The 11818-nt window shown below is 59.7% G+C and carries 7 protein-coding genes; 2 read left to right on the top strand and 5 right to left on the bottom strand.

The window, feature by feature from the left end; genetic code table 11:
* Positions 1-201: 201 nt before the first annotated feature.
* Both HLH27_RS15945 and HLH27_RS15940 read right to left on the bottom strand, forming a co-directional pair.
* Positions 202-2574 (bottom strand): TonB-dependent siderophore receptor, encoded by a 2373-nt coding sequence (locus HLH27_RS15945; protein ID WP_182951035.1) that lies wholly within the window; start codon positions 2572-2574, stop codon positions 202-204.
* Positions 2575-2775: 201 nt separating this feature from the next.
* The gene (locus HLH27_RS15940) at positions 2776-3630 is read right to left on the bottom strand and encodes an oxidoreductase (protein WP_246375958.1); all 855 of its coding nucleotides are present in this window, start codon (positions 3628-3630) and stop codon (positions 2776-2778) included.
* 68 nt (positions 3631-3698) lie between these two features.
* On the opposite strand from HLH27_RS15940, the gene HLH27_RS15935 reads away from it, so the two are divergent.
* Complete coding sequence (locus HLH27_RS15935; RefSeq protein ID WP_182951034.1) at positions 3699-4610, top strand: AraC family transcriptional regulator; 912 nt, start codon at positions 3699-3701, stop codon at positions 4608-4610.
* 190 nt (positions 4611-4800) lie between these two features.
* Positions 4801-5343: a cupin domain-containing protein gene (locus HLH27_RS15930; protein ID WP_182951033.1), complete on the top strand. Its 543-nt coding sequence runs from the start codon at positions 4801-4803 to the stop codon at positions 5341-5343.
* A gap of 367 nt (positions 5344-5710) precedes the next feature.
* Here the strand turns inward: HLH27_RS15930 and HLH27_RS15925 are convergent, their stop codons facing one another.
* From HLH27_RS15925 to HLH27_RS15915, 3 genes are all read right to left on the bottom strand, one after another.
* Positions 5711-7360, bottom strand: coding sequence for a UvrD-helicase domain-containing protein (locus HLH27_RS15925; RefSeq protein WP_182951032.1), 1650 nt, complete (start codon positions 7358-7360; stop codon positions 5711-5713).
* Entirely contained in the window at positions 7357-9291 is a 1935-nt protein-coding gene (locus HLH27_RS15920; protein ID WP_338029936.1) for an ATP-dependent nuclease, read from the bottom strand. The genes HLH27_RS15925 and HLH27_RS15920 overlap by 4 nt, the downstream gene beginning before the upstream one ends.
* Positions 9292-9710: 419 nt before the next feature.
* Entirely contained in the window at positions 9711-10388 is a 678-nt protein-coding gene (locus HLH27_RS15915; protein WP_182951030.1) for a hypothetical protein, read from the bottom strand.
* Between the last annotated feature and the right edge of the window lie 1430 nt (positions 10389-11818).

Below are 11818 nucleotides of genomic sequence, written 5' to 3'. Positions count from 1 at the left end.
GATGCGCGTACGGTCTTCATGCCGGCCTGGCGGCGAAGCATACGATAACGGGAGGCCTGTTCCCGGCCCTTTATCACCGGTCTGCCATGCGCGCCGGGCAGACCGCCCGGTGCGGGATTGCGTGCCCCGCATACAGGAAAGGCCGGGGTTTCCCCCGGCCTTCCCGTTTCCCTGCCTGTCCGGTGGCCCGGAACCGGGCCGTCAGAACTCCGCCGACAGCGTGAAGTGGTAGACGCGCGGCAGTCCCGCATACAGGGTCGATGCCGCGCCGGACGTGCCGCTGGGCGCACCCGTATAGACCGAGGCCCAGTAGCGCTCGTTCGTGACGTTGCTGACGCCGAAGCGCGCGACCCACGGGAACCGGGCGACATGGAAGGCATAGCGCGAGCCCAGTTCCAGCGTCGTGTACGATCCGGTATGCAGCGTGTTGGTCACGTTGGCCGCGCGGTTGCCCATGTAATGGACCCCGGCATTGAAGGCCCAGCCCGACGCGAAGCGGCCCAGGGACGCCGGCAGGCGGTAGTCCAGCAGCAGGCTGGCCTGCAAGGGTGCGGCACCCACGATTTCCTTGTCGTTATAGGCGGCGGTCTTGCTGTCGACCAGCTCCGCATCCAGCCAGGTCATGCCGGCCAGGACGGAGAGGTTGGGCAGCACCTCGCCCGAAATCTGGGCTTCCACGCCGTAATTACGCTGCGTGCCGCCATATGTGTAGGTCTGGCAGGTCGAACCACCCGCGCACGTGCCGTTCGCCGCGCTGACATACATCGCATAGGGCGAGGTCATGCGGAAACCGGCAACGTTGAACTGCATCTTCTGGTAACGCAGTTTGTAGCCGACTTCGTACTCGACCGAGCGTGCGATCGGCAGCGCGATATTGGTGTTGGTGTAATACTGGCTGTTGGGCGTAACGGGCCCTGCCTCCACCGACCGGCCATAGGTGAAATAGAGGGTCTGGTTGTCGGTCGGCTTGTACATCACGCTGGCCGTCGGGCTGAATGCCGCATTGGCCTGGAAAGTCTGCTTCAGGGCGCTGGTGGCGTTGAGCGCACCGGCCTGGTCGATCCAGCTCCAGGCCAGCGTGCCCATGATCGACCAGTGCTTGTCGATCGTCAGCGTGTCGCCGACGATGAAGGACTGGCTGGTGATGGTGCTGGATTTATAGCGGCCCTGATAATAAGGCTGCGTGCCGCTGGTGGGTGCGGCGCCATACATGTTGTACGTCCCCAGGCTCTGCGCCGGCGTGACCGCGCTGACCGGGTTGTAGTTGCCCATCATGTAGCCGTTAGTGCCGATGACCAGGTCGTGGCGGATCGGCCCGGTAAAGACGCGGCCGTTGAAATACGCCATGTTGCTGCCGACGCGGAAATCGTCGGCCGTCGTCGTCGCCGTGGCCTTCGAGGAATAGAATCCGTCCGTGCCCCCGGTCGCGGTCAGCGTATCGCTGATGCCGAAGGACTGGCGCTGCGCATCCTGGTACAGTCCGCCCAGCGTAAAGCTCCAGTCCTCGTTGATCTCGTGCCGGATCTTGGCCAGGAACGTGTTGGTCTCCATGTTGTAGCCGCTCCAGCCCGGTGCCAGGCGCTTGCCCAGGTCCGGCGCCTCGGGCAGTTGCCCGCCGATGCCGGTCGGGTTGGCGGCGGTGCCGGCGGGAATGCCGAATCCGGGCGCCAGGCCGCGCGCGGCGTAGGTATAATGGCTGGCATCGATTTCGATAACCGTCTTGTCGTCCAGATGGATATCGAAATCGGCGCTGACCATCTCGCGCCGGATCCAGCTTCCCGACGCATAGCCCGTGCCGTTGGCATGCAGCATGTTCAGCCGGTAGCCGAACCAGCCGTTCCGGCCGACGCGGCCGGAGATATCGCCGTTGACGATGGGGGTGCCGATGGAATCCGCACCGACCGAAAGCCGTTCGGTCTGCCGGTCGGTCGGGCGCTTGAGCGTATATTCGAACACGCCCGCCGGGTTTTCCGGCCCGTACATCGCCCCGGCCAGCCCGTTGAGGACTTGCAGGTTATCGATCCATTCCGCCGGATAGGGGGTGGTGGAGACCACGTTCAGCCCGTCGAGGCGGGAATTGGCGACCACATCGGCCTCGAACCCGCGCGATTGCGGGCGGGACGTATTGGGATCGCCCCGGATTTCCAGCTGCACCGAGGGCAGATACTGCGCCATGTCGTTAATGTTGCGGATCTGCTGGTTGACCACGACATCATGCGGGACGCCCATGACGGAATAGGGCGTGTCCAGCGTGTCCCGATTGCCCAGCGGGCCGAGATAGACGCTCTTGTTCATGTATTTGGCGGCCGTGCCGTCCGCCGCATGACGGCCATGGACGGTCACGGTCTCGCCGTTCGAACCATCCAGTATGCCGGCGATGGGGGCGGTGCCGGCCGCGGCCCGGGCCGGCTTTCCGGCGGGTGCCGCCTTGGAGGCGGCCTTGGCAGTGGCCTGCTTGCCCGTCTTGCCCTGCTGCGCGGGGGCTGGCGCGGGCGGCGCGGCCAGCGCCGAACCCGCCAGCAGAAGGGCGCCAAATGTTCCGGCGACGAAGAAGGGATAAAAGCGATGGTGCATCGATCTGGCGCATCCGGTGTGTGAACAAGGAACAGGATATGTGTCCTTTTTGCCACCCCCGCGACGGGCCTGTCTATATATCGCCGTACATAGACCTGTATATGACGGGATATAATCACCACCTGTTGCCGGAATAATACAGTGGTTCCCCAGGAGCGGCGTGCGGTGGTCATGATTCGCATCCACCGTTCCCCGGAAGCATCAGCCGTCCGTCGATCGGGTCAGTTCCGTCCAATCGGCAATTTCTCTTTCCAGGCGAGAGATACGTTCACGAACCAGCCGCAGAGCGTCGCTGCCCAGGAGGAGTTGCGGTGGGGGCGCATCCGACGCAACAAGCTGAAGCACTGCGGCGGCGAGTTTCGCCGGATCGCCCAACTGCTTGCCGTCCTTCTCGTGCCGCGCGGCGCGGATCGGATCGAACAGAGCGTCGTAGTCTGCAATCGAGCGCTCGGTCCTGACCATCGAACGGCCGGCCCAGTCCGTGCGGAATGATCCGGGGCACAACGCCGTGACATGAACTCCGAAAGGCGCCATTTCTGCGCGCATGACCTCCGAAATACCCTGCAAGGCGAATTTGCTGCCACAGTAATACGCTATGCCGGGCATGGTGATCAGGCCGCCCATCGATGTCACGTTCACGATGAAGCCCCTGCGACGTTCGCGAAAGCGCGGCAGGAAGGCCTTGGCAACCGCAACCGCACCGAAGACATTGACGTCGAACTGGCGGCGCATTTCCGCGAGAGGAGATTCCTCCAGGATACCTTCATGTCCATAGCCGGCATTGTTGATGAGCACGTCGACCGGGCCGTGATCTTCTTCTGCCTGTGCGACGATGGCGGGAATGCGGTCGAACTCGGTGACGTCACAAAGGACTGCGCAGATATCTGGCAGTCGCTCCAGCAACGACGCTCTTGCGGTTTGCGACCGGACGGTACCAATCACCCGATGACCTGCTTCAAGGGCGGCCTGGGCAATGGCCAACCCAAACCCTGAATTGGCGCCTGTGATGAAAAAAGTCCGTTTCGGCATGGCTGTGCTCTGCTTGCTTGCATTCATGCCTTGACCAATAATATCACCTTGGTACGTTCTCTATCGCAGTTCCTCTAATCTTCTTGCTCGATCCTATGAATTCTCCACCCATATCCTCTCCGCTTCTCGCGCTGGCCGCCGAACTCGCACCGCGACCTGGCTACAACGCCACGCCGTTGCCGAATATTCGGATCCTGCGTTCCGAGACCGTCCTCGAAGATGTGCCGGTCCTTTATCGCCCCGGTGCGGTCTTCGTATTGCAAGGGTCCAAGCAGGGCTTCCTCGATGGCGAAATCTACCGATATGACGCCGACCATTATCTTGCCGTTTCGGTCCCGGTGCCTTTTCGAATGGCCTCACAGGCCAGTCCCGGTCAGCCTCTGCTCGCCATCTACTTCGATTTCGACCTGCATCTTGCCGCTGAAATAGCGGCTACATTGGAGGAGCAGGTCGATCATGCCGAAAGAGTGCGGGCGAGAAGCCTGGTTTCAAGTCGGATGGTACCGACCATTGTCGATGTGCTCCAACGCCTGCTTCATGCGCTCCATCATCCACAGGAACTCGCCATTCTCGGTCCGGGGCTGCTGCGTGAGTTGCATTATCGCGTCCTGGCAGGCCCTCAGGGGGGCGCGCTGATGGCAGCGCTGCGTCGCAATGAAACGACAGGCAGGATCGTGCAAAGCCTGTCACTGATCCGCGAACGCTACAATGAAGGATTATCGGTACCGGAACTTGCGGCAGCGGCCGGTATGAGCGTTCCTTCCTATCACGCCGGCTTCAAGCTCCTTACCGGGAATACCCCGATCCAATATATCAAGGCCCTGCGGCTGCACGAAGCCAGGCTGATGATCGCACGGCGTCAGGGATCGCTTGCCGTTATTGCCGCCGAAGTCGGCTATGCCAGCCCCGCCCAGTTCAGCCGAGACTTCAAGCGCCATTTCCGTCGCAGCCCCATTGAAGAGGCCAAGTGGACGCGGGAGCATCTTGGGGAAACGGCCCAAGCTTGAAGCGAAAATCCCGCTCCCCAGGTCACCTACCTGTTTGATGACGCTTGGCAGACAGACGGTAGTCGCCGTCATCCCCGGCATAGGGCGCGGTGACTTGCACGACCCGACAGCAGACATCAAACATGGTGATTGCGGCGTCCATGCCGGAAGAGCAGCCCGCGCTTGTCTGGCGCGGATACGAGAGGACAACATGGTCGAGAAAGCACCGACGATCGTCAACATGCACACGGCGCCGGAAATCGCCGCCGACGTGCCCGCCGCCTGGACGCATTTCCGGCGCGCGCTGACGCCTGCGATGAAGGAGGCGGGGCCTGGGCGTTTCGGGATGGGCCGTCTCGGCATGCGGGCCGTGCGGGTGCCCCCCGGCCACAGCGCGTGTCCAGCGCACACGCATCTTCAGGCCGACGAGATCTTCGTCGTGCTCGAAGGGCAAGGTCTATTTCGCTATGGCGATCGCGTACATGAGATCGGCCCCGGAGACTGCATTTCCTGTCCGGCCGACACGGGAATCGCCCATCAGATCGCCAACCCCGCGACCCCGGACAGCACGGGCGACCTGGTCTACCTCGCGATAGGCGCCGAGCCGCCCGCCGACGTCTGCACCTATCCCGACAGCGGCGCGCTCGTGATCGATGGCCTCGATCGCCACGGCTTCCTGCGCGAAGCCGATTATTACGAAGGGCAGCCACAACCTACGCCGCTTCTGACACACGGCCGCGACATACCCGTCTGAACGGCGTGCGGGGGTTGCCCTGGGCTGGGGGTCGGATCAGGCCACGTCACGGCAGCTTCCGCCCTCAAGTAAGACATCAAAGTGGTGATGGCGGTTGCCCGAAAGCCGACGTTGTTAGGCGAACCGCGATAGAACGCGTTTGGGACATTCCTGCCGTTCGGCACTACGACAGGTAGAGCGTCCGGCTACGCTGACAACGCTCAACCATAGATTCGCTAAAGCCCTTTCTGCAAGGTCGGGCTGTCGAACGTTCCGAACAGTCAGCTTGTGGCGAGCAAACGCGCGCTAAGCTGCCATCCATCAAGAAAGACTGGCGAACGTCCGCAGGGGGGCGACTGTGCAGGCCGCAAGCCCCCGTGCCGTGCGATCAAACATAGCTTAGGAACTCCTCATGGGGTCGCCGTGTAACGGTCCAGCGTCTAGCGCCCGTGGGTCTGGAGCGCTTCTCGCAGACCGTGAGGAACAGGCGGAGCTTAGCGCGGGATATGCCGACGAAGAACGCCGAACGCTCGTCCGCCTGCTTTCCCCAGAAGGTTTCCTCCTCGACGCCAAGCATGAACACCGTATCGAATTCGAGTCCCTTGCTTTTGTGGATCGACATGATGCGTACTGCGCGGTCTCCTGAAAAGGACGAGAGCGCTGTGGCTGGATCTGCTCCGCCGGACAGCAACTCGTGCGCACGATCCACGGTTTCGACGATGCAGGTCGCCAGCATGTCCCCTTGCGCATATGCCGAGGACATCGCTACGATGTCTTCGCTGCCGACCGTGTCAAGCAGTGTCTCCACCAGCTTTTCGAGATCCGGCTTGTGTGCCAGATTGATCTTGCCGGTCGCGATTGCCTTGCGCGTCTCGCCGAGCAGCCGGTTCCACTTCGAGCGAAGCTGATACTCGCGTTCCTCGTCGACCCCTTGGTTGAAAACGACGAGATCCAGAAGGCGGCGATGCGCTCCCGGCTGCCGGGGGCTGCTCGTGACCAGGAGAAAGTCCACGATGAGGCGCGCCGCGGGCTCCGAAGCCAGATTTTGAGTTGAGTCCTCTTCCCGATAGGCAATGCCGTGGGCGTCGAAGGCCGCAATCAGCTTTTGGCAATATAGCTGCTGCTGCTTGCTGACGAGGATGGCGATCTCCGACAGGGAAACGCCGTCATTGTCGGCGAGTTGCTGAACCCGGGCCGCGATGCCGTCGGCCTCTTCTTCGTCGTCCGCAAAATTGAGGATAGCGATCGCCCCTTCGTCCCCGACGATGTCGGCATCGTCCAAGGCGGCAGGCGGGTCCATCACCCGCACCATCGCATTCTGCATCCGGCGCAGAGTCGGCGCGGAACGGAAATTCTGGTAGAGATTGAGCGGGTGTGCAGCAAAGTCGTCCGCGAACGTCTGGAAAATGCCTTCAAGCGCGCCGGCCCAGCCCATGATGCTCTGTTTGGTATCGCCGACGGCGGTCAGCAGACATTTGGATCCGCCGAAGCAGGCGGTAATGAGCGCATATTGATCGGCTGTGCAGTCTTGGAACTCGTCCAGAAAGACATGGCTGTAGGTCTGCCTAACGGCGTCGCGGGCGATGCGACTATTCTCGATGATCGTCTGGGCGAGCGGCACCATGTCGGCAAAGGTGATCGATGTTCGCTGAACGCGCCGCTGGCCGATTGAGTAGTCCTGGTCGAGCGCGTTCGCGCCCTTTAGCACCGGGCGGAATTGGTCGATCAGACGCTTCGCGAAGGCGTGAAAGGTATAGCTGTCCAGCCGCGCCGCGAGATCTGGGCCGCAGCGCCGTCGTACTCGGGCTCGCAGATTCTGGGCCGCGTCGACCTTGAAAGAAATGGCGAGGATCCGGCGCGGATAGCGGCAGGTCGCGGTGCGCAGCAGGAAGTCGGCGCGCTGGGCGAGCATCTCGGTCTTGCCGGCACCGGGGCCGGCAGTAAGCGCGAGATTGCGGGCCGTCTCCTTCGCCGCTTCCAGCGCGTTCGGCTCCAGGACCAGGCCTTCGGATGGCACCCAGCGCGCAATGGAAATCATTCCGGCAATTCCGCGAGCTTCTCCTCGATAAGGTCAAACATCCGGTCAAGAACCTTGGGCATGTCTTCGAGCAGCGCGTCGTCGTTGAGCTTCGCCATCGCTTGGATGTGCCAACTCGGCTTGCTGCCGAGCTTGAAGCGTTCCTGATACGCCACAAACAGCTGCTGCTGGGCATCGTCATATTGACCACCGATTGCGTCGTGGGACTTGCCGAGCACAGCGTCGATCGTGCCGTCGTCGGGATCCTCGAGTTCGGCATCGGTCAGGCCATAGGCTTCGGGAAACGCCTCGATCATCATGAAGTCGAGGTCGAGCGGAGAGGAAAAGAACACCGCATTCTTTTCCAGCTTGGCGATCCAACCATCGTCCTTGATCATCAGCCCCTGCTCGCTATCCCATTTGGGAATGGCGTCAGCATCCCCCCTGTCGAAATTCACGAGATCGTCCTCGAATCGCAACAGCTGCTTGGCCGCATATTTAATCCGGCCCCAACCGCCCTGATGGCGTGCGAGATCAAGATCCAGCAACGTTACGAAGGGAATGCCCAGATCGCTCAGCAGGCGCCAGAAATGGTTCACATGGCGTCCGCCCAGCGGAACGACCGAGATTGAAGCATCGTCGGCCAAAATCCCGCGCGCAGCGAGCAGGCGCGGCAATACCACTTCCTCGCTGTCTCCCTCGCCCAAGATCAGCAGTCTCGCGAAGTAGAGTTCGGGGAAAGCCTGGATCGCTTCGCGAACATATTTGTTCGCATCGGCCCCGCTTGGCATCGTGATCCGTGACACCGTGGTGCGCCGCTCCTCGTCGAGGCGCAGGTAGCGGATGCTCTCCGGTTCGACGCGGCGCAGCAGCGACGGAGCATGGGTCGCGATGACGGCTTGTGCATCGCCGTCTTCCGCGAACTCGCTCAGCGTCCGCAGGACACGGCCAAGATAGTGCGGGGAAAGGCTGTTCTCGGGCTCTTCGACCGCGACAAGTGTGAAAAGCGGTGGGCGCAGCTTGTCGATGTCGAATGCATCGGTGTCGCCGGCAAGCACCGCGCTGCCGACGGCCCGCATCGCGAGGACGAGCGTAATGTACAGCAGGGATTGCTGCCCGTCGCTCAGCCGGGAGAAATCGACCTGCGGAGTATCGTGACCGGGCGCGAAGCTCAGGCTGAGGTGCCGCAGCAGATTTTCGACTTCGCTCTGCGCGAACGACAAGGTCGGGTTGGCGTAAAACTTTCCCTTGTGGAGCGACTCCCAGAGCTTGGTGACCTCGTCGCCGATCCCTTTAACCGACGCGTTGCTGACGAGCGCTGCGCTGATCTGCTCCGTGAGTGCCGAGATCGTCTGGCGCTCCGCCGACCAGTTGGCGGCACGAAGGGCACGGCCGAGCAGAGCGTTGGCGGCGTAAGAGATATGGTCTGCCGGATTGCGCCGGGCCGGCAGGTAATGGACCTGCACTGCGGCGCGGTCCTGCTTGGAAACCCTGCCTTGGACGGTTGGAATTCCGTCATCATCGACCTGCGTGACATGGGTGAAGCTCTCTTCGATGTCCCCGTCCTCGTCGAGGCAGGCATGAAGGCGGAAGCGCATTCGAACCGACGCGTCATCTGTTTCCATCTGGAGATGGGAGAAGTTGCCTGCGACGGCGGGCATCGTGCCTTCTTCCGCCTCACCCGCATCGGCCAACTCGGGGAACTCAAAGTCCGCCTCAATCCACAGATCTCGCGTCGAAGGAGCGTTCTCCGGGTCTTCATCCGCTGCGATGTGGAAATCCGACGTCCGAATCTTACGCTGCGCTGGGTCGAGACTGAACATTCTTCCGAGCGCCTGAAGGACCGCCGTCTTGCCTGAGCCATTAGGGCCGAGGATGAAGGTGGTATCTGCGAGCGAAATCTCTGTGGCTTCCGGTCCGAAGCAGCGGAAATTCGACAGTCTTAACTTCACCAACTTCAAGACAATCCCCTTTATTCAATGCGCGCAATCCTAGCGCCCAAGCTTTGGTCACATCGAATGCATCCACTTCGTTCAACCTATCAACGGCGCCCCCCCTCCGCCAGCCAGAGCGAGATAGAGTAGGATGAAGCAGAACAGACATACCGCTGTCGGCCAGATTTGCCAGTTTACCTGATTGTCTCATTATTGCGCGTAATTGTCGGTTTGCGCCCTCTTTTCAGACCTAGCAGGCTGGTTCTTGTTTCCAGTAAGCGAACATAAACGCGCGACGTGCGAAGGTTGGTCTTCTCTAATCGCTGTCTAGTTCATGAAGAGGCAACATCCTAAATTTGGGCTTGACGGGTGTTGATTGATGGTTCGGCAAGTGTTCACCAAAAGCTTACATAAAACGCGCTTTCGCGTGGTCGATCCTATTTGAGACTATTGTTATGAGGCCACGGGGTCCCCTCATCAAATTCCTTATATTCATCAACTCTTGTACGAATGGCATCCCAATCACCATGCATGCCGAGCGTCAAATAATAATTTGAGCCATCAGGCCTTCGCTCATAGACGAGAAATTCTCCCGTGACTCTTCTTTCACACGCTCGGGTTTGAAAAGCTCCCATCACCATTTCATGTGATACCTGCGGCATAAATTCACTTAGGAATTTGCCGATGTGAGGAGAAAACATAGCATCCCAACGGCCATCTTTTGCCATTCTTTCTGTCTCATCAATTAAATTACGCATCATGAAGTTGGGACCAAAATAGTGCTTGTGCCAAAGACCCTTTAGAGGTTTTCTCATCTGTCGGGGCTTCTTGGTCATACTGGGTTGTTCGTCAGTCCCTTCGAGTTTTCCAATCTCATCATAAACCGCATGTAAGGGAAAACGTTGGTCCAGGGCGCTGAAAGTCAGTTCGACCAAAAACCGGTGAGAAAATAGTCCATGATTCCGTTTTACGTGAAGCCACGAGCGAATATCAGACAACTCGCGGTTAAGCCGGACACATATGCTCTCGTCCACTTCAGACAAGACACCAACCGGCGACTGAAAATCTCCTGATAATCGGTCGTATTGAATTGTAACCACAGATTCTTCACGCATTTTTTAATTTCTACATTCTATCTATAGAAAATGGAAAAGCCATGCCGCAACACGTTATTGGCTGTTTATATACCTGAATCTCCCCCAGATTTTCACCGGTCAGTTCAACGGAAACAGAGTGGACTGGCAGCGGTCGCCTCTTGGCGGACATACGTACCGATGAAGAGCTTTCCGCAGAACGGGCATAAGCAGCAAGATGTATCTTGACCGAGTTGGGCTGATAACGGAACGTCGATTTTGTGGGGCAAACGGCGATTGCAGACGTTTCCGCAACCGAAACCGTTTCTGGACAGCATCTGATCTCTGGTGTTGAGAAAATCTTCCGCACATAATTCGCACATAAATTGAGGAGCGGTTAGGAGCTATCAATTGGCGAACGTGATTTGGGTAAAACATGGATGGGCGGACTATTATCAAGGAGATGCGGTAGACGGGAACTATGCTTGGATTTCCGACGGTGGCGAGGGCCACGAGGCTTTCAATTTCTTGCCTAGCACCGATGGACGGTATTATGGCTATGTTCCGCCCCAGGGGCGGTCGGGCACCGTGCAAAGATTCGCGTATCGTCTTTCTCCCAGACAAGCCAGCAAACCGTAGGAGGGGTGAGCGTGGCGCTGCCCAGCGGTTCCTGGGAAGTCTGGCAGACAGGCGGCAGTCGCCTCATTACTGACACCTACGCGGGTATGACGGTTACCCGATAGCCAATTGCCCGTCCGCTCAGTGAATGGCAGCAGACAGGCCGTAGTCGCCTCATGTCGGACATCCAAGCGATTGGGAGAGTTTCCCGAAAGCTGACATGAATCATTCGACGCTCTACCTGACAAGGCGGATAGCGGACTTGTGCACGCATTCTATCCAGTCGAGGTTCGAATCTCGGCGGACGGGCCGCGCCGGAACCAGATGAGAACAACATCTATGCCATAGCCCTTTAAAGCCCGCCTTTCGGTACATTGCTGCCATTCTTGCGCCTGCATCGAAATGGCAGCTTTCAACCGTACACCGGTTGTTCTCAAAGACAGCATCCGGCGCTAGCCGACGGGCAGGAATGGCCGTTTGAAGGCTGGCAGCTTGCCTCAATGCGCCTCTTACCTGCCGAAGGGCACCGCTAGCGCAAATGTGTCGCCCCCCCTTGATGCTGGGAGGCGACCAGCTAGGATCGGTGATCACGCTTTAGGGCGAGCGGGCGTCTCGACAAGGAATCACAGCATGTCTAGCAGTTTTTTCTTTCTTCAAGCGGAGAAGAAGGCGGAGAATAAGGCCTTAATTACCGATCTTGAGAATTGGGCGAACGAGAACCTAACTCAAGTTTACGTCATCGATTGGGCTGCCTGCGATGACTGGTCCGGTTTCATAGTTAGTTGATATGCGCTTCTGATGCCAGCCTGGCCGGGAGGTGAAGCGTAGCGGAACCGAGCGGCCAGGCTGGCATT

Origin of the sequence: Gluconacetobacter takamatsuzukensis (assembly GCF_014174275.1) — a bacterium.
Lineage (GTDB): Bacteria > Pseudomonadota > Alphaproteobacteria > Acetobacterales > Acetobacteraceae > Gluconacetobacter > Gluconacetobacter takamatsuzukensis.
This window is presented reverse-complemented; position numbering and strand designations above follow the sequence as displayed.